Source organism: Pseudoduganella sp. R-31, assembly GCF_049913235.1.
Taxonomy (GTDB): domain Bacteria; phylum Pseudomonadota; class Gammaproteobacteria; order Burkholderiales; family Burkholderiaceae_D; genus Rugamonas.
The window spans coordinates 2842716-2859770 of record NZ_CP183986.1 but is presented as its reverse complement, the minus strand read 5'-3'; the positions used below and the strand labels follow the sequence as shown (position 1 = coordinate 2859770).

Sequence of the window (17055 nt, the reverse complement as noted above, 5' to 3'; positions counted from 1 at the left end):
ATGAAGAAACTGATTTCCATCGCGCTCACCGGCGCAATTGCCGCCTCCGCACAAGGCGCCGAATTCAAGCTGCCCGCGTTTGAAACCGCCAGGCTGCCAAACGGCCTGACCGTCTACCTGATGGAACGCCACGACGTGCCGCTGGTCGCCGTGCGCGCCGTGGTGAAAGCTGGCGCCGTCAACGACGGCACGCAGGCCGGCCTGGCCAACCTGACCGGCGACGGCGTGCTGCTCGGCTCCGCCAGGCATGGCAAGGCCGAAATCGACCAGGCCTTCGACTTCCGCGGCGCCGTCCTGGCAGGTGGCGGCAGCGTCGAGCAATCGACCATCGCCGCCAACTTCGCCCGCAAAGACACCGATACCCTGCTGCCGCTGTTCGCAGAACTGGTGCAGGAGCCAAGCTTCGATGCCGCGGAACTGGACAAGCTGCGTGCGCGCAAGGTCGACGGCTTGAAACAGGCCAAGGAAAGCCCGCGCATGGTGGCCGGCAACTATTACCGCGCCATGCTGTTCGGTCATGCGCCCTACGCCAATCCCCCCTCGGGCACAGTCAACAGCCTGGCGGGGTTGAAGCAGGACGACGTGAAAGCCTTCCACAAGCGCTACTTCCGCCCGGACAACGCAGCGCTGGTGGTGGTCGGCGATTTCGATCCGGCAGAGATGCGCAGGAAAGTCGAAACACTGTTCGGCCAATGGAAAGCCGAAGGCCCCGCCCCGCAACACGCCGATTACGGAGCGGTGAAAGCGGACAAGGCACGCGTCTGGGTGGTGAACAAGTCCGATGCGATCGAGACCACGTTCCTGATCGGCGGCGCCGGCATTGCGCGCAACGACCCCGACTACGTGCCGCTGCAAGTGCTGAACACCGTGCTGGGCGGCCGTTTCACTTCATGGCTCAACGACGAACTGCGCGTGAACTCCGGGCTGACCTACGGCGCCAATTCCGGCTTCAACACGCTGTCGCAAACCGGGACGTTCTCGATCTCCAGCTTCACCGCACTGCCGAAGACGGAAGCCGCGCTGGACCTGGCGCTGAAAACCTACGACCGTTTGTGGAGCAAAGGCATCGACAAGGCGACGCTGGATTCCGCCAAGGCCTACGTGAAAGGCCAGTTCCCGCCGCGCTATGAGACCAGCGAACAGCTGGCATCGCTGCTCGGCGACATGTATGCCAACGACGTAGGCCGCAGCCAGATCGACAACTTCATGAAAGACGTCGACAGCCTGACGCCCGAGCGCGCCAGGCAATTGATAGACAAACATTTCCCGCGCAAGAACCTGCAGATGGTACTGATAGGCAAAGCATCCGAGATCGGCAAGATCGCCGCCAAATACGGCGACGTCATCAACCTCGACATCACCGCCGACGGCTTCCAACCATAATAAAAGTCGGGGTCAGGTCTGGCAATCCGCCACAAAACGCACGTTCGTGCGTTTTGTGGCGGATTGCCAGACCTGACCCTGACTTTCAAAATGCATGGCGTAACCGTAGTGCCAGCGTTTCCTTTACCGGCGAGAGCGCTCGCTCGCTGCCGTTCTTTCCTTGCTGGCGCATCGCTGACAACATCAGGTGCGTGCGTGCGCTGAAGGCATAGTCGACCTGGCCGTGCCACACCCTGCTGCTGTCATCCAGTCCCAGGTACATTCCACCGCCGGCATCCCAGGCGCCTGCTGCTTTCGATATCGTGAGGCTGGCGTAGTGCTGCCTTGCGCCCAGGCTGGGCAGGCGGCTCGCCAGTGTTGCCAGCACATAGGGCGGCAGGCTTGATTGCGCTTGCTGTTGGAGTACTTCGAATTCGCCGTCCGGCATGCCCCGGCCATTGTAGGCGTATTCAAGTTGCAGCTTCGGCAGGGCCGCGGGTGTCAGCACCAGGCCTGCGGTGGCGCGGGTGTAGCGGGCCGCACCGCCGGCGCGGTAGGCGGAGGCGTACCAGGATAGGGCATCGGCCGGCGCGGCACTGATGGTGGCGCCGATGCCGGCATGTTCGCCATGTGCGCGGCGCAGCACCATGCCGGCGCTGATGGCGTCGAATTCGTAGCCGAATTTGAGGATGGTTTGCACGCGGCCGCCTGCTTCGCGGGCGTGCAGGGCCGCTGCACTGGCGCGCGCGCCGCTCCAGGAGAGGACGGCCATCGGGATGCCTTCGGAATTGCCGAGCGTGTCCAGCGGGTCGCTCAGGTCCGTGCGCTTTTGCAGGAAGCCTAGCGGCTGGTTGATGTACGAGGGATCCAGTGCATACAGGCGTTTGCCGAGCGAGAGCGAAGCGCCTGCGCCAAGGTCGAACACGCGGTTCAGTTCCTGCAGCACCGCCTTGCCGCGCGTGCCGTCAAGATCTGTACGCAGTGCTTCGGTGCGCAGGCGCCATGTGAAGTCCTGCCGGCGGCCTTCGAACAGTGCGACGGCTCGCGTGCCGCTGCCGGCAATGCCGAGGAAGTTGTCGCGATTCAGCGGCGTGTTCTGAAAGATCGTGCGCTCTTGCGCACCCAGAACGAAGCCGCCGGTCCAGTCTTCGCCGGCCGAGGCGTCGCCTGGAGCGGCGGCAGCGACGGCCGCCGCCAGCGGCAGGCATTGCAGGCGCTTCATTGCTCCAGCGTGCGCGGGTTGAACATATTGGCGGGGAATTCAGCCGCCCTCACCTTTTCAAACACCACCCTCGTCTCCCCGCCGGGCTGTTGCGGGTCGGCATAGCGCGTGGTCGGCGGCAGGCCGCCATGCGCTGCATCGAAAGTGGCGATCTTCAGCAGCTTGCCGCTGGCGACGTAGAGCATTGCCTTGAGCGGCACATAACGCCCGTCCTGCCTTGCGGCCAGCAGCTTGATCCTGGCATAGGTGGCGGCTTCGTTGCGGCTGCGCAGTTCGAGCGCGATGCAGGACTTCGCCGGGCAACCCTCGGTCTCGCCTTCCAGCACGGTAGCGTCGTAATCATGGCTGAAGCGGATGCGCGACAGGTCGCCGATATTTGCCTTGCCGAGCAGTGTTTGCAAGGGGGTCAGGCGAATGGCGCGCCGCGTACGTGGCGCATAGAAAAACAGTCCGCTGTCCGTAGTCAGGAACTTCTGGCCCCGCTGGTCGACGCTGGTCGCTTCCACCAGCACCTGGTTGTAATTGGCGCCCCGGATCACATAGGTGCCTGGCTCCTGGCCGTCGCCGGCTTCGATGCGCACGTTCGCTTCAAAGCTGTTGACGGGCATCCGGTACTGGTCTACCTGTTGCAGGATTTCGGTGGCGCCCGGCGGCGATGCTTGTGCCGCACCGGCGTACACCATCAGGATCAGGAATCGTTTCAGCATGGTCTAGTTGGAAGTCAGGATGGCTTTCACCGGCATGCGGCCGATGCGGCGACTGGTCAGCCAGGCTGCCGCCATCGCAAGCAGCGGCAATACCAGCACGATCACCAGGCTTGGCTGGAACAGCCATAGCAGGTGCAGGGGCACGCCGACGTTGCGGCCGGGCGGCGGCGCCAGTTCGATGGCGGCGGCGTTGATCGCCAACGTGGCAAGCCATGCAGCCGTGCCGCCGGCCAGAGCGCCGAAGGCGCCTTGCAGCAGGCCTTCGAACATGAACAGGCGGCGCACCATCGCTTGCGGAATGCCCATCGCGCGCAGCGTGCCGATCTCCTTACCGCGCTCATAGATGGTGGCCAGGGTCATCGCTGCCACGCCAAGGAAGACGATCAGGCCGATAATGGCGCCGAAGACGATGAACTGGTTGCGGAACAGGGCCATCACCTGCGGATAGAGCGGCGCCAGTTCCTGCCAGCGCTGAAGGCGTACCTTGCCGCCGATTGCCTGTGCGATGGCGGCCGATTGCGCATCGGCGATGGCCGTGTCCTGGTAGAGCACGGAGAGGTGGGAGATCTTCCTGGTTCGCAGCAGCTCCTGCGCGGTCTCGATCGGAATCTGCAGCGTATACAGGTCGCGCTCCGGAATGCCTGTGGCGAGCAGGCCCGCGACTTCGACATCCATCGCGTTCACACTGCCCTGCACCGTCGTGGTCATCAGCGTCAGCGATTGTCCGGGGCGAACGCCTAGGCGGCGCGCCATTTCCCGGCCAACCAGGACCTGGTAGCGCCCCTCGTCGCCGGCGCGCAGCGGTGCGCCTTGCGCCAGCAACTGGAAAGTGCCGAATGCCTGCAGTTCGCGCACCGGGTCCACGCCCTGGGCTTCGAAGGTGAGCGTGCGCGGTCCGTTCGATACCAGGCCGCTGAATTGCAGGCGCGGGGCGACGCGCCGGACGCCGTCCATTTTCGCCAGGAGCGTCTCGATGCGGCTACGCTCGGCACCGTCCAGCCCATACTGGAGCTGCTGTTCCACGTAACCGTCAGCAGGCGGGAGCGCGCTGACCTGGGCATGCCCCAGGCCGCCGCGAATAGTACTTTCGCGCAGGCCATCGAGCGAGGCGGCGATGTAGGCGGCGAACAGCAGCAAGGCCAGGGTACCGATGGCGATGGTCCCGCCGAGCAGCAGCGAGCGGCGCCCGTTGCGCAGCACGTTGCGATGGGCCAGCACCAGCCATTGTGTCATGCCGTCACCTTGCCGTCTTCCAGGCGCAGCACCTGGCCGGCCATATCCATCACGCGCTGGTCGTGGGTGGCGATGATGAAGGTCGTGCCGAGGTCGCGGTGGAGGCGATCGACCAGCTCCAGCATCTGTTGCGCGGTCTTGCTGTCCAGGTTCCCGGTGGGTTCGTCGGCAATCACCAGCTTGGGGCGATTGACCAGGGCGCGCGCAATGGCAACGCGTTGCTGCTGGCCGCCGGACAGTTGTCCCGGGGTGTGGCCGAGGCGGTGCTCCATGCCGACCAGGGACAGGGCTTCGGCTGCCGCCTTGCGCCGTTCCCGCTTTGGCAAGGCGCACGTGGCCAGCGCCAGTTCCACATTCTCCTGCGCAGTCAGGGTGCCGACCAGGTTGAAGTTCTGGAAGACGAAGCCGAGCTTGCGGTTGCGGAAAGTGTCCAGTTCGTGGTCCGGCAAGGCGTCCAGCGCGGCGCCGTCAAGGTGGATGCTGCCGCTGTCCGGCTGTTCGAAGCGCGCCAGCATGCCGAGCAAGGTAGTCTTGCCGCTGCCGGAGGGGCCGGCAATGGCCACGACCGAAGGCCCGCCTATCTGGAAGGAAACGCTGTCCAGCGCGGCGATCCTTTCTTCGCCGCGCCGGTAATGCTTGCTGACCTGCCTGACGTCGACAATGGGCGCCATCAATACACCATGTCCAATGCAATGTCGTTGGCGCCGGACTTGATGTCGATGCGGGCGTCGTCGAAGGCCGGCGGGCCGTAATGGCCGCGCGCGTTGCGGGAGAAGCCCCAGCCTTCCAGCGGCATGCCGTTGGCCGACTTGTCCAGCTTTCCGTTGGCATTTTCATCGTGGTAGACCATCACGGCGTAGCTGCCGGGCGCCACGCCGGGGAATCTCAGCACATTGCCTGCGATGGCTGGCTCCACTGCGAAGTACTGGCAGGTCTTCAGGAAGGAATCCTTGTTGCAGATGGCGCCCATCAACGCGCCCTTCTGCCCTGCGACGCCGCCCAGGGTCACGTTCACCGTTGCCGTGCCGGAGGCCGAGGGCTGGCGGTTGCCGAAGGCATAGGCGGCAGCGGCAGCGGCCAGTGCCAGCACGCCGGCGATCATCAGGATATTCATCTTCTTCAATCCAGGACTCCTTCTCAGTGCAGGTCACGCGGCGTCCAGCCGAAGCGGCGCACAGCCAGCAGCAGGCAGGCGCACATCATTGCGGCCAGTACCACGATGCTGTAGGCGTCGCCCTTCCAGCTCATGCTTCCGGTCAGCGCGCGCCGGATGCTGGCCATCATCGCATTCAGCGGCAGGAATTCGAGTGCGTCGCGCAGCAACGGCGGCAAGCCGCCCAGCGGGATCATGAGGTTTCCGGAAAAAAGCAGCGGGAAGTACAGCAGGTTGCTGGCCATGGTCACGCCCGCCACGCTGCGGCTCGCTGCGGCCAGCAAGAGTCCCAATGCCAGGAAGGCGGCGCAGCCCAGGACCAGCATGCCGCCAGCTGCCGCGATGCCGGCGGGACCGGCATTCAGCTTCACGCCATAGACAGCCCAGGCCACGGCAAACATGGTGGCACTGGCCAGGACGATGATGACGAGGCGCGACAGGCACCAGGCCAGCACCACCACGCCTGTCGGCATCGGGAACAGCTGGTAGAGGCGGAACATGCCGCCTTCGCGGGCGGCGACCAGCGGCCCGGCGAATCCCATCAGGCTGGTGGACAGGATGACCAGGCCGGCCAGTCCGCTGACCAGGAACAGGCGGTAGTCCAGTGCGCCGGCGGCCGGCGCCGGCGGCGGTGGCATCACGACGCGCGGTTCGTCCTGCAGGCCGGCCAGGTTGTAGCCGTCGCTGAAGCCGCGCAGCATGCCGTAACTGGCTTCCAGCGTAGGGCCGGCGGCGAGCGAGGTTTCGAGCTTCATCTCGGTGCTTTGGCCCGCGCGCACGGCTTCGGCGAAACCGGCGGGGATGGTGAGCTCCAGGTCGGGCTTTACCGTGCGGGATGGCGCGACCACGCGGAATTCAACGCTGTTTTGCAGGCGCAGGCCGCGCGACAGCTCGCTGGCGTAACTTGTGCTTTCCGTGCTGCGGTCCATGTCATGGATGACCAGCGTGACGGGACCCAGCTTCGCCTCTTGCCCGAACAGCGCCATCTGCATCATCAGCATCAGCAAGGGAAAGGCAAAGGTCCAGAATAAGGCCAGCCGGCCGCGCAGGAAGAGCGCCAGGTCGGCGCGCACCAGGTGCAGCAGGTTTTTCATGCGGTTCCACCTTTGGTGAGGTCGGCCAGGAAGTCTTCGATGGTCGAAGCTTCGAGACTGAAATTGGCGATGCCTTGCTGCTCGATGAAGCGGCGGAATCCCGCGTCGAAGCCTTGCGCGCCCTGGAGCAGCCAGCCGCCCTGCATTGCTTCAGCGCGCAGCAGCGCTGGCAGCGCGTGCATGGATTGTTCCGCCTCGCCGGGCAATGCCTGGCCGATGCGGGCCTTGAAGCGGCCGACGCGGCGCGCCTGCAGTTCGTCCAGGGTGCCGCCGTCGACCAGTTCCCCCCTTTCCATGCAGAGGATGCGGTCCATGCCGAGCAGGTCGGCGGGGACGTGGGAGATCTGCAGCACGGTGGTCGGCATGCCGGCCAACAGCTCGCGCAAGGCGCGGGCATGCCATTCGTCGAGGCCGAGCGATGGTTCGTCGAGTATTGCCAGTTCCGGTACGTGGGATAGCGCGAGCCACAGCATGACGCGCTGCTTCTGGCCGCGCGAGAGTTGCTGCCAGAGTTTGCCGCGCAGTTCGTCCATGCCGAGGGCACGGGTCACCGCCGATTCCGTGCGGGCGTAGATCGTTTCGTGCAGCGACATGACTTCGCTGACGCGCATCTGGCCCGGCAGGTCGGCGCTTTGCAGCAGGCCGCCCAGCTTCTGCCTTGCCCTGGCGTCGCGCGGATCGCCGATGGCCAGCTGGATCTGGCCGCTGTCGGGCGCGCGCAGGCCGAGCAGGGTCTCCAGCAGAATGGTCTTGCCGCTGCCATTGGGGCCGACGATGGCGACACGCTCGCCCTTGCGCAGGGCCAGGTCGCCTGGTTTCAACCTGAAGCCGGACGGGAGCTGCAACGTGATGCCCAGCGCTTCGAGGGCGATGGCGGCGGGCTCGCGCGCATGCGCGGTCGCGGAAGGCGCCGGTTCGGGTATCGACGGTGCGATGGCCACGACTTCGTCGCCGGGATCGATGCCGTTATCGAGCAGCATTTCGCGCGCGTGGGCGCGGTACAGCGGGTGCTGCATCGCTTGCCGCAACATGCCGGCGCCGCGGTCGCGATCACCGCCGTAATTGGGCGGTGCATGCAACAGCAGCGAAGCATGATGAATCAGCAGGTCCGGGTCGCCGGCGATCAATTCCTGCGCTTTGCCGAAGGCGTGCAAGGCGTTCTGCCCTGCCGTCGCGACCTTGATGATGTTGGGTTGGGCCAGCAGGATGGCGAGGATGGCGCGCACGCCCCGCCACAGCCACTGGCGGCCCGCCGGGAGGATATCGGCAGCCTTGAGCAGCGCGTCAATGCTTGCCTCCTGCTCGGCCGGCAGCTTGGCGCCGCCGTGGACCTGGAGCAGCGCCTGGTTCAGGCGCGCGCTGAGCAAGGCGTCCAGCAGCACGGGCTGGGTGAATACCGCTTCCGCCTCAAGCAAAGCAATGCCGGCCGACAGGTCTTCGGCGCGCTTGCTGCTCCACGCGGAGAAAATCGCTTGCTGCACTTGGGCAGTAGTCTCGTTCCCCGACTGCTGTACGGCCTGAACATGCGCGGCGGGAATCGCCAGGCCGCTGGCCTGCTCCACCAGCCCGGCGATCTGTGCGTCGCTGGCGGCGCGGGCGACGGCACGGAACAGCGAAACAATCGCCGCCGCACCGCCACGGGCACAGACAGCATCCAGCAGGTCGGCGCCGAGGCGGCAGGCAGCACGGTAGGCGTCAATGCCGGCACCTGCCGACGCAGCGAACATGGCATCGCCGTCGCGCGAGAGCATGCTGCGCAATGGCGGGGCAAGTTCCGGCCGCTGCGGCAGCGGCGTGGCGCCGCCGAGCCGGTTGGCGAACAGTTGCGCCAGTCCCTCGTCGAGCAGGCGCACGCCGCACGTCAGGAAGCAATGCGCGACTTCATGGAACACCACCGCGCGCAGGCCATCGGAATAGCCTTCAGTTTGCGTGGAGAGGCGCACCATGGCCAGTCCCGGCAAGCTCTCCATCGTCAAGTGCATGTCGCGCTCCGACGGCACGCATTGCAGCAGGATGCACGGCGGCGGCAGGCCGAGAAAAGCGGCACAGGCTGCAGCCGCCTCGTCGAAATTGCGCAGCAGCGCAGGCGGCGGTTCGTGCTCGCCCAGCGCATAAACGCTGCCGCAAGCACGCCAGGCGCGCCGCCCGGCCAGGATGTCCTGCAGGACCGGATAGGCATGGAAGCGCCCGCGCAGCGCGAACAGGCGTTCCAGCGCATCCCCTGCGCCATCCCGATCGCCAGCCGTGGCCAGGCGCAGCACGGCACCTGCCGCATCGCGCAGCCACAACTCACTATCCTGCCAACCCGGCGCGTCGTTCATTCGTCCTCGCTGGCGGCAGGTGCAAGCGGCGCTTCGCGGCCGAGCAGCATGACGGAAGCCACGGTTTCCGTCACGCCATCGATATCAAGCAAGGCCGCCAGCTCGTCGTCATAATAGGCTCCGTAGACCAGGGAGCCCAGCCCCAGCCCTTGCGCGGCCAGGCACAGGTTCTGCGAAGCGTGGCCGGCTTCCAGCAGCGACATGCGATAGCCGCGCGCGCCGTACTTGGCGGTCGCGCGCTGCGGCACGCTGGTCATCACGCACACCACCGGCGCCTGGACGCCCGACCCGCCCGACTCGCCCGACTTCACTTCCGCGCTGCCGAAGGCGTCGCCCTGCTGCGGTTTCAAAACGCGCAGCAAGTGGTTGCGCGCATCGTAATGCGCGATGCAAGGCTCGATGCCCTCTACCTGGTTAAGGAAGAAATAGAACTCGGTCGGGTACAGGCCGCCCGGCGACGGATAGGAGCGGAACGCCAGCTTGACATGCGGCGCGATATCGCTCTTGGCCATGCGGCGCACGCGCAGCGAATGGTGCAACAGGCTGGAAAGCTCCTGCAGCGTCATGGCGCCGGCAAAGGCGCGCGCGCTCTTGCGCTGCGCCAAGGCCTGCGCCAGTTCGCCCAGCGCCAGCACCGGTTCCGGCAATTCAATCGCCGGGCAGGACGGATAGGCGTTATAGCCCGCCGCGCCGCGCGCGATATACGCCGGATGGCGCAGGAAGCGCACAATGTTCTTCACCTGACCCATCAGGGTGGCGCGGTGGAACTTGGTCTGCTCATGCAGGATCTCGGCCGGGTCGTCGATGTCGAACTGGCCCGCCATGGCCTGCGGCGGCAGCAATTCCTGGAGTGTCTTGGTCATGGGAACGGATGCGGTTCGAGGTTAGGTTCAGGCACGCCCGGCAAGCCCCAGTGTGCAGCGATGGCGCGCAGGCGGCGCTCATCGCGGCTCACCAGGCCGTCGCCGAACAGCAGCGGATGCAGGCCGGGAATGAAGGCGCGCAGCACGCAGAAGCCAAGGCTGGCCACGTCGGCGGAAGTCACGTCCACCGCCAGCGCGCGCAGGCCCATGACCTTCAGCCGTGCCAGCAAGTCGCCCATGCCGGCCAGTTGGCGCAGCGCGGGGTCGTCGGAAGAAACCGTGGCCTCGCTGGTGAACAGGAAGTCCATCGCCCCCTGGCGCGAACGATCCAGGAAAAAGGCGAAATGGTCGCCCGGGTTGCGGATCGCGCCCTGCTCCGGCAGCGGCGTGCCCGCCGCCAGGATGGAGCTGCCCCACACATAGCCGTGGAAGGCTTCCACCACGGCCTTGTTGATGGCCGTGGCGACGTCGAGGTGGGCGCTGGCGCCGAGCGACATGGTGCCGTCGTTGCGGCTACGCGCCAGGCACAGCACCACCGGCATGCCGACATCGGTCGTGATGTCCCACAGATGCACGTCCAGGCTGGGGTGCGCCAGCTGGCGGCGCACGCCGGGCAGCAGGCGTGCCATGGTGGACGGGGCCACCAGCAGCTTGCGCGGCGCATGCTTCATCTGCCACATGGCAGCAAAGGCGTCGCGCTCGATCACTTCCGCCAAGCCGCTCAGCAAGGCCCTGCCTTCGTCCATGCCCGTTGCCAGGCCGGTGGACGAGGATTGCATCACGATCTCGCGCTTGTCCTTGACCTGCATGCCGAGGTAGACCATCTGCGCCGGCACATAGGCCTCGCGCGCAGGGTCCATCAGGTCGGCAGCCGGCGCCCAGGCGCGCACCACCGACGTGTCGTCGGCCGCGAATTCGAAGCCCTCGCCATATTGCTCCGGCGCGAAGAGGATGAACTGGCCAGGGCCGACCGCCGCGTCGCCCAGGGAATCCTGCGAGGCATACAGCAACTGGTCGTCGAAATGCGCGGCCGCCGCATAGCGCTCCACCGCTTCGCCAAACGCCGCCCACATGGCCGAGGTGCGATCGAACGCAGCGCCCGAACCGGCCAGGCTGGCGCGATCGGTGTTCGGGTTGTTCGCCTTGCCGCGCGCCGGGTCGACCATCATGCTCTTGATGTCGACCATCAAGGCATTAAAGACGAACAGGCCGCGTGCATCGGGGTGCTCGGTTTCTTCCAGCAGCGACGTGATGATGCCGTGGCGGCGATGCACCAGGGCGTCGTGCACCAGGGCCAGCTGGCCCGCATCGGACAGGCGCTCCATGGCTCAGGCCCGACGGCGCAACAGCGCCTGCTGGAATACGCTGCCTACCGGACGCTCGGTGCTGGCGGTGCCGCACACCTGGCAACGCGGCAAGCGCAGCACGCGCGAACGCACGATCTCGCCGCTTGCGCTGTCGATTTCGCTGAACACGCTTTGCTGCAGGCCTTCCAGCGTGCCGGCCAGGAACTGCAGCGCCAGGCGCGACGCCTCGGCCACGCCGAACTGGACGGCAAGGCGGCTTGGCAGCGCGTGGTACAGGATGTTCTCCGACTGGCTGCGCATGTCGAATTCCGCCACGAACTTGCGGGTCGAACGCACGCGGTGGAAATAGCATTCGTAGCAGCCGGTGGCTTTCGGCAGCACCAGGGGGCCGCAATGCACGGTGTTCCAGTCGATGCCGACGAACAGCGCCGGCCAGCCGGCAGCAACGGCCGTGGCATTCATGGCGCGGAACAGCGCGATGTCGTCGAAATCGGACGCCACCAGCAGCAGCGCGCGGCGTTCGCCCTTGTCCGGCAAGGGGCCGTCGCGCACCACGCGCTCCACCTGCACGCCGAGTTCGGTCAGCGAAGCGGCCAGCGCATCGGCGCAGGAGCCGGTGCCTGCCAGCGCCAGCACCCAGTTGGACTTGTCGTAGTGCGGGCGCTGTGCCGGGCCGGACATGCCGTCCTGCTCGCGGCGGTGCTGCAGGTGGTGGAAGGTGGCATCGCCGCCGCTGCGTCCGTTCTGCTTCAGCAGCACGCGCGCCTCGACCAGGGCGTTGACCGCCGCTTCCACCGCCTCGGGCGGGAAGCTCTCGGCGCGGTCGTCGAGCAGCTTTTTCAGCGTGACGCCTTGCGCGGCGTCGGCCAGGATGCTTTTCAGGATGCCGACCCGGTCTTCCACCGTGAAGCGGCGCCCGACGACGGAAATGGCAATCTTGCCTTCGCCCAGCGTGGTCACTTCGGCCAGCGGCGAGATGTACAGGGACTCACTCATTCTCTTAACCAATCTCAGAAAAAAGGCGTGGCACCGGCGCTGCTGCACGAGGCAACGACGCCGGTGTCCGGACTTAACCGTTTAGCAGCAGCAAGAGCAGGAGCAGGTGCAGCAGGAGACGCTCACGTCGGCCAGGGCGCCGCTCATGTCGTCCATCAGGTATTCCGGCTCGGTGGAGTCGGTGATCTGGATGTGGGTGGTTTCAATCAGAATGGTCATTTCTCTGCTTCCTTTTGAGTTTTTAAGAGAATGGCCGCGCCATATGCGAAACCAGCATAAGCAAATGCGGATTCCGCATCGGGCACGACCGCTCCGGAAGGTAGCATGAAACTAAACTACATCTAGTAGAAGAAACATTCCAAAAATATTAACTTTCTAGTTGCTAGCGAGCATTAAATGCGTGCCGCCGCCGAGGCGCAAATTGTCCCCGCGCCCAGCAAAATAGCGGCTTTCCAGCGCATCGCGCCCAAAATCTTGCACTGCGGAAAATCCCAAATCGCGCAGGCGCGCGCACAGTCCGGCAGGATCAAAATACGACAGCCAGGGCTCGCCCTGCTCGGCATAACGGCGCGCGAAGTACTCGACGCCGGCCCGCTCGAGCGTATCGAGCAGCTCCGGCTTGATGCCGTAATCGAACACGATGCCGCTGCCGCAAGGCAGGCTGGCGACCAAACCCAGGGTGTCGAATATGGCCTGTTCGGTCAGGTAGAGGGTGACGCCGAGCCAAGAGAAAAACACGGGCCGGTCCAGGCGGCAGCCGGCCGCACGCAGCGCATCGGCCAGCGCATCGCGTTCGAAATCGACCGGCACGAAACGCAGGCTGTCCGGCACGGTGATGCTGCTGGCCGCCAGCAGCTTGCGCTTCCACGCCTGGGTTGCAGGGTGGTCCACTTCGAACACCTGCAGCGCCGCGTCATGCTGGCGGCGGCAGGCGAAGGTATCCAGGCCCGCGCCCAGCACCACGTATTGCCGCACGCCGGCAGCAGCGGCGCGCGCCAGTTCATCTTCGGCAAAGCGGCTGCGCACGGCCATGGCAGCGCGCAGGATGCGGCTGAAGCCGGCGTCGTAGACGCGCGCATTGGACTGCACTTGCACGCAGTCTTCCGGCCCCAGCACCGGCAGCGCCAGCGGGTCGTCGAAAATGGCCGGCGTGTCCAGCAGCTGGTGGGCTGCGCGCAAGCGCGCCACCATCAGCGCGCTGCGGCTGGGCTGGCCTTCGCTGAGCAGGTGGCTGGACATGGGGCTTACATGCCCTGCGCTTCGATATCGGCCAGCGACTCGCGGCCTTTTTCAGTGATGGCAAAACCGCCTTCGGTCGCCACGATGTGCGACTTCTTGCCCAGGAACAGGGCCACGTCCTTGTCCGCCACCGCACCGGGCGCCACGGCCAGCGCACGCAAGGCCATCACGCAGCGGCGCAGGAACAGCTGCTGGCGGCCGGCATCGGTCAGGATGATGGCCCCGCTGCGCTCGAATTTGATGAACTTGATGCCGGACAGGCGCTTGCTGTTGCGCCCGACGCAAGCGCTGGGCTTGCCCTTGATGCCGCGGGCAATCTCTTCCAGCGCGTTGAATTCGTCGGTGCTCAGTTTTTCGTTTTTCATTGCTCGTATTCCATGATGGTGCCTTTGCAACCCATCATGGTACGCGCCTGCACCGGAGGCGGCAAGCTTACTTGAGCGCGCGCAGCGCCAGCCATGCCAGCGCCAGCCCCGTCACGGCAGTCGCACAGACCAGCGCCTGGAGACGGCGGCTGTGCAGGTCAATACGGCGTTTGAGGTAGATCTTGTTGTGCAGGGAATTGCCCATCGCGGCCTCCGACGAAGAAAAAGCATGTGTCGATGACCTATTATAGATAGCGGATCGTGACGCTTTCGTGACAGCGCAAAATATATTCTCAACGCACAACACTTATTTCCTTTTAGCAAGCAAGCGACAGCAGGTGTGGGGCGCTGGTAGCATCGGCAACAAGGAGGATCCAGCATGGAACAGCCAGCAAAATCGCAGCCTGAAAAAGGCCGCCATTTCATTGAAGAAGCCGACATTGGCAGCGGCGAGAAAACGCCGGGCGAACAGGATACCGACGAGCAGATTCGCCAGATTCCTCCCCTGCCCGACGCGGGGGTCAAGCCTGCATCGGGGGCGGCTTCGGCACCGGCTCCTCGATAGGCGGCTCGGCCGGCCGTGGCAGGTCGTCCGGCGGCGGATCTTTTTCCGGCTCGGGCGGAGGGGATTCCGGGTCGGGTGTGATATGCGCTCGCATGGCATTACTCCTCGATTAACGTTGCCTGTCAAAGCAGATCGGGCGTTTTCGCCGGATATCAAGGGCCAGCGTGAGCCAGGATTTCCTGGAGCTGGTCAATACTGACCGGCTTCACCAGGTGATGGTGGAAGCCGGCCTCGAACGCTTGCTGGCGGTCCTTCTGCTGCCCCCAGCCCGTCACCGCCACCAGCACCGTATGGCGCAGGGCCGGCAGGCGCTTCAGCGCCCGCGCCAGGTCATAGCCATTCAGCTCCGGCAAGCCGATGTCGAGGAAGGCGAATTCCGGTGCGAACGCTTCGGCGGCCGCCAGCGCCTGCTTGCCGTCGTGCGAGATATGCACCTGGTGGCCCATCGACCGCAACAGGCCGCCGATGCCATTGACGAAGTCGACATTGTCGTCGGCCAGCAGGATGCGGTGCAGGCGCGCATCGGACGGCAAGGCTTGCGCCGCGGGCGTTGCGGCATGGCCGTCGGCCAGCGCCGGCAGCGTGACGATGAAGGTGCTGCCCTGCCCTTCGCCGGCGCTGTCGGCGCGGATGCTGCCGCCATGCAGCTCCACCAGCTTGCGCGCCAACGACAGGCCGACACCCAGGCCCGCCGTGCTGCGCTCGAGCGAGGAGTCGGCCTGGATGAACATCTCGAAAATTGCGTGCAGCATCGCCGACGAAATGCCGATGCCGTTGTCGCGCACGCGCAGCTCGACCTGGCCCGCGTGCGCCTCGGCTTCCAGCGCGATACTGCCGCCGCGCGCGGTGTATTTGGCGGCGTTATGCAGCAGGTTGGATATCACCTGCGCCAGGCGCGTGGCATCGCCGACCAGGTAGACCGCCTGCTCCGGGACCTGCACATGCAGGGTATGTCCCTGCGCAGCAATGAAAGGCCGCGCCAGTTCCAGCGCATCGTTCACCACGTCCTGCAGCATGAGCTGCTCGCGGCGGATGGCCAGCTTGCCGGTGTTGATGCGCGAGACGTCCAGCAGGTCGTCCACCAGCCGCACCATCTGCTTCAACTGGCGCTCCATGATGGAGCGGGCGCGCTCGCATGCCACCTGGTCGCTGGCATTGATGCGCATGATGTCAAGGCCGGTGCGGATCGGCGCCAGCGGGTTGCGCAGCTCGTGCGCCAGCGTGGCGAGGAACTCGTCCTTGCGGCGATCAGCCAGCAGCAGCGCGCGCTCGGCGCCCTGGCGCACGGTCATTTCGTGCTCCAGCGTGAGGTTGGCATCCTGCAGTGCATTGGCGCGGCGTGCGATTTCGGCCAGCATGTCATTGAAGGCGTCGACCAGCGTGCCGATCTCGCCGCTGGCACGCTCGCCGACGCGCAGCGAATAATCGCGACGCTGCATCACCGCGCGCGCCACGTCGGTCATGGCCAGCAGCGGGCGCGTGATGGCCTGCTGCAGCCGATGCGCGACGACGGCCGCCAGCAGCAGGCTGCCCAGCATCACGCCCAGCAGGATCAGGGCATAGCTTTGCACACGGTCGAGCAGGCGGTAGGAGGCGCTCAGGTACACCGTGCCGATGCGTTCACCTTCCTCGACGATCGGGTGGGTCACCACCATGCGCCCGCCTTCGATGGCATAGCCGAGCGGGCCGGGCTTTTGCGGCAGGGCCGGTATTTCCGACGGCGCATGCACGTAGGATGCGAACAAGGCGCCATTGGCGGCATAGATCGCGCCGGCCTCGATCTGCGGCCGAACGCGCAGCAGCCCCAGGTTCTGGCGCGCCGCACGCGGATCGTTGAAAGAGAGCGCCGGCGCCGAGGCCGTGGCCACCAGTTCGGCCTGCGTGGTCAGGTCATCGATCCAGCCCTGCTGGAAGCTTTGCAGGTCGTACACCAGCATGGTCACCGTGGTCACCACCAGCGCGACGAAAGTCGTGGCCAGTGCCGTCAGGATCAGCTTGATGCGCACTGATCCTGCCGCCCTGGTGATCATTTACTGCCCGCCTTTCTGCACGTAATAGGCGACCGACAACAAGCGTGAACTGAGTCGTACATTGCAGCGTTCGGCAGCCGGCAGCGAGACTTCAAATCGCACGCGCTCGTCAACCAGGCGGAAATTGATGACACCCCCACTTTGCAAGCCATCTTCCTGCTCGGTGACCGTGACGGTGCCGTTCTTTTCCGCCGCGCGCAGCGCCGCTTCCGGCAGGCTGGCATCGCTGCCGACGAACAGCAGGTTCAGGCCGCCCAGCGCGTCGCCCTCGCTCAGCTTGCGCACGCTGATGCTGCGGTTGCCGACGCTGCGGCCGCTGCTGATCTGCGCCAGTTGCGCCGCCACCTCGTCCGCCCCCAGCACGCCCACCACCAGCGTCGGCCCGGGATCGGATGCAAACTCCATATAGCCCAGGAATTTATACAGGAAGGCAGCCTTGACGCTGCGCTCCAGCACCGGCGTTGCGCCGTTCTGCTGGGAGCCGACCGCCAGGCAGCTGAAGGCGAACAGCATCAGCGCCAGCGCCAGCAGGCGGTTGCGCCAACTGCCGGCCGCCAGCGGCGGCGCGGCCCATAAAGTAAGGCTTGCGCTTACCATT

The 17055-nt window shown here is 65.7% G+C and carries 18 protein-coding genes; 2 read left to right on the top strand and 16 right to left on the bottom strand.

Annotation, left to right across the window (positions count from 1 at the left end; translation table 11 throughout):
- Positions 1–1383 (top strand): M16 family metallopeptidase, encoded by a 1383-nt coding sequence (locus tag ACN9MY_RS13125; protein WP_426337457.1) that lies wholly within the window; start codon positions 1–3, stop codon positions 1381–1383.
- A gap of 85 nt (positions 1384–1468) precedes the next feature.
- On the opposite strand, the gene ACN9MY_RS13120 is transcribed toward ACN9MY_RS13125, so the two are convergent.
- From ACN9MY_RS13120 to ACN9MY_RS13055, 14 genes are all read right to left on the bottom strand, one after another.
- Positions 1469–2584, bottom strand: coding sequence for a hypothetical protein (locus ACN9MY_RS13120; RefSeq protein WP_426337456.1), 1116 nt, complete (start codon positions 2582–2584; stop codon positions 1469–1471).
- Complete coding sequence (locus ACN9MY_RS13115) at positions 2581–3291, bottom strand: outer membrane lipoprotein-sorting protein (protein WP_426171219.1); 711 nt, start codon at positions 3289–3291, stop codon at positions 2581–2583. Before ACN9MY_RS13115 ends, ACN9MY_RS13120 begins: the two co-directional genes overlap by 4 nt.
- Positions 3292–3294: 3 nt before the next feature.
- Positions 3295–4524 (bottom strand): ABC transporter permease, encoded by a 1230-nt coding sequence (locus ACN9MY_RS13110; protein WP_426337455.1) that lies wholly within the window; start codon positions 4522–4524, stop codon positions 3295–3297.
- Positions 4521–5195: an ABC transporter ATP-binding protein gene (locus ACN9MY_RS13105; protein ID WP_426337454.1), complete on the bottom strand. Its 675-nt coding sequence runs from the start codon at positions 5193–5195 to the stop codon at positions 4521–4523. The genes ACN9MY_RS13110 and ACN9MY_RS13105 overlap by 4 nt, the downstream gene beginning before the upstream one ends.
- On the bottom strand, positions 5195–5638 hold the full coding sequence (locus ACN9MY_RS13100) for a DUF2141 domain-containing protein (protein WP_426323744.1): 444 nt from the start codon (positions 5636–5638) through the stop codon (positions 5195–5197). The genes ACN9MY_RS13105 and ACN9MY_RS13100 overlap by 1 nt, the downstream gene beginning before the upstream one ends.
- Positions 5639–5661: 23 nt before the next feature.
- The gene (locus ACN9MY_RS13095; RefSeq protein WP_426322871.1) at positions 5662–6771 is read right to left on the bottom strand and encodes an ABC transporter permease; all 1110 of its coding nucleotides are present in this window, start codon (positions 6769–6771) and stop codon (positions 5662–5664) included.
- The gene (locus ACN9MY_RS13090; protein ID WP_426337453.1) at positions 6768–9092 is read right to left on the bottom strand and encodes an ATP-binding cassette domain-containing protein; all 2325 of its coding nucleotides are present in this window, start codon (positions 9090–9092) and stop codon (positions 6768–6770) included. The genes ACN9MY_RS13095 and ACN9MY_RS13090 overlap by 4 nt, the downstream gene beginning before the upstream one ends.
- Positions 9089–9955 (bottom strand): SagB/ThcOx family dehydrogenase, encoded by an 867-nt coding sequence (locus ACN9MY_RS13085; protein WP_426171213.1) that lies wholly within the window; start codon positions 9953–9955, stop codon positions 9089–9091. The genes ACN9MY_RS13090 and ACN9MY_RS13085 overlap by 4 nt, the downstream gene beginning before the upstream one ends.
- Positions 9952–11280, bottom strand: coding sequence for a YcaO-like family protein (locus tag ACN9MY_RS13080; protein ID WP_426337452.1), 1329 nt, complete (start codon positions 11278–11280; stop codon positions 9952–9954). The genes ACN9MY_RS13085 and ACN9MY_RS13080 overlap by 4 nt, the downstream gene beginning before the upstream one ends.
- Positions 11281–11283: 3 nt before the next feature.
- Positions 11284–12258, bottom strand: coding sequence for a TOMM precursor leader peptide-binding protein (locus ACN9MY_RS13075; protein WP_426171210.1), 975 nt, complete (start codon positions 12256–12258; stop codon positions 11284–11286).
- Positions 12259–12339: 81 nt separating this feature from the next.
- Positions 12340–12477, bottom strand: a complete 138-nt coding sequence (locus tag ACN9MY_RS13070) for a hypothetical protein (protein WP_154668206.1) — start codon at positions 12475–12477, stop codon at positions 12340–12342.
- Positions 12478–12633: 156 nt separating this feature from the next.
- Entirely contained in the window at positions 12634–13497 is an 864-nt protein-coding gene (locus ACN9MY_RS13065) for a class I SAM-dependent methyltransferase (protein WP_426171208.1), read from the bottom strand.
- Between the two features lie 5 nt (positions 13498–13502).
- Positions 13503–13862: a hypothetical protein gene (locus tag ACN9MY_RS13060; RefSeq protein ID WP_426171207.1), complete on the bottom strand. Its 360-nt coding sequence runs from the start codon at positions 13860–13862 to the stop codon at positions 13503–13505.
- 67 nt (positions 13863–13929) lie between these two features.
- Positions 13930–14067 (bottom strand): hypothetical protein, encoded by a 138-nt coding sequence (locus tag ACN9MY_RS13055; RefSeq protein ID WP_426171205.1) that lies wholly within the window; start codon positions 14065–14067, stop codon positions 13930–13932.
- A gap of 174 nt (positions 14068–14241) precedes the next feature.
- Between ACN9MY_RS13055 and ACN9MY_RS13050 the strand changes: the two genes are divergently transcribed.
- Positions 14242–14427, top strand: coding sequence for a hypothetical protein (locus tag ACN9MY_RS13050; RefSeq protein ID WP_426171203.1), 186 nt, complete (start codon positions 14242–14244; stop codon positions 14425–14427).
- 152 nt (positions 14428–14579) lie between these two features.
- Here ACN9MY_RS13050 and ACN9MY_RS13045 read toward each other — a convergent pair whose 3' ends face one another.
- On the bottom strand, positions 14580–16457 hold the full coding sequence (locus ACN9MY_RS13045; RefSeq protein WP_426337451.1) for an ATP-binding protein: 1878 nt from the start codon (positions 16455–16457) through the stop codon (positions 14580–14582).
- Positions 16458–17054, bottom strand: coding sequence for a YfiR family protein (locus tag ACN9MY_RS13040; protein WP_426337450.1), 597 nt, complete (start codon positions 17052–17054; stop codon positions 16458–16460).
- Position 17055 lies beyond the last annotated feature (1 nt).

What these genes read in the sequence shown, in the direction of transcription:
- ACN9MY_RS13125 (WP_426337457.1), top strand. Translation starts at nt 1, where the DNA reads ATGAAGAAACTGATTTCCATCGCGCTCACCGGCGCAATTGCCGCCTCC.
- ACN9MY_RS13120 (WP_426337456.1), bottom strand. Translation starts at nt 2,584, where the DNA reads ATGAAGCGCCTGCAATGCCTGCCGCTGGCGGCGGCCGTCGCTGCCGCC.
- ACN9MY_RS13115 (WP_426171219.1), bottom strand. Translation starts at nt 3,291, where the DNA reads ATGCTGAAACGATTCCTGATCCTGATGGTGTACGCCGGTGCGGCACAA.
- ACN9MY_RS13110 (WP_426337455.1), bottom strand. Translation starts at nt 4,524, where the DNA reads ATGACACAATGGCTGGTGCTGGCCCATCGCAACGTGCTGCGCAACGGG.
- ACN9MY_RS13105 (WP_426337454.1), bottom strand. Translation starts at nt 5,195, where the DNA reads ATGGCGCCCATTGTCGACGTCAGGCAGGTCAGCAAGCATTACCGGCGC.
- ACN9MY_RS13100 (WP_426323744.1), bottom strand. Translation starts at nt 5,638, where the DNA reads ATGAATATCCTGATGATCGCCGGCGTGCTGGCACTGGCCGCTGCCGCT.
- ACN9MY_RS13095 (WP_426322871.1), bottom strand. Translation starts at nt 6,771, where the DNA reads ATGAAAAACCTGCTGCACCTGGTGCGCGCCGACCTGGCGCTCTTCCTG.
- ACN9MY_RS13090 (WP_426337453.1), bottom strand. Translation starts at nt 9,092, where the DNA reads ATGAACGACGCGCCGGGTTGGCAGGATAGTGAGTTGTGGCTGCGCGAT.
- ACN9MY_RS13085 (WP_426171213.1), bottom strand. Translation starts at nt 9,955, where the DNA reads ATGACCAAGACACTCCAGGAATTGCTGCCGCCGCAGGCCATGGCGGGC.
- ACN9MY_RS13080 (WP_426337452.1), bottom strand. Translation starts at nt 11,280, where the DNA reads ATGGAGCGCCTGTCCGATGCGGGCCAGCTGGCCCTGGTGCACGACGCC.
- ACN9MY_RS13075 (WP_426171210.1), bottom strand. Translation starts at nt 12,258, where the DNA reads ATGAGTGAGTCCCTGTACATCTCGCCGCTGGCCGAAGTGACCACGCTG.
- ACN9MY_RS13070 (WP_154668206.1), bottom strand. Translation starts at nt 12,477, where the DNA reads ATGACCATTCTGATTGAAACCACCCACATCCAGATCACCGACTCCACC.
- ACN9MY_RS13065 (WP_426171208.1), bottom strand. Translation starts at nt 13,497, where the DNA reads ATGTCCAGCCACCTGCTCAGCGAAGGCCAGCCCAGCCGCAGCGCGCTG.
- ACN9MY_RS13060 (WP_426171207.1), bottom strand. Translation starts at nt 13,862, where the DNA reads ATGAAAAACGAAAAACTGAGCACCGACGAATTCAACGCGCTGGAAGAG.
- ACN9MY_RS13055 (WP_426171205.1), bottom strand. Translation starts at nt 14,067, where the DNA reads ATGGGCAATTCCCTGCACAACAAGATCTACCTCAAACGCCGTATTGAC.
- ACN9MY_RS13050 (WP_426171203.1), top strand. Translation starts at nt 14,242, where the DNA reads ATGGAACAGCCAGCAAAATCGCAGCCTGAAAAAGGCCGCCATTTCATT.
- ACN9MY_RS13045 (WP_426337451.1), bottom strand. Translation starts at nt 16,457, where the DNA reads ATGATCACCAGGGCGGCAGGATCAGTGCGCATCAAGCTGATCCTGACG.
- ACN9MY_RS13040 (WP_426337450.1), bottom strand. Translation starts at nt 17,054, where the DNA reads ATGGTAAGCGCAAGCCTTACTTTATGGGCCGCGCCGCCGCTGGCGGCC.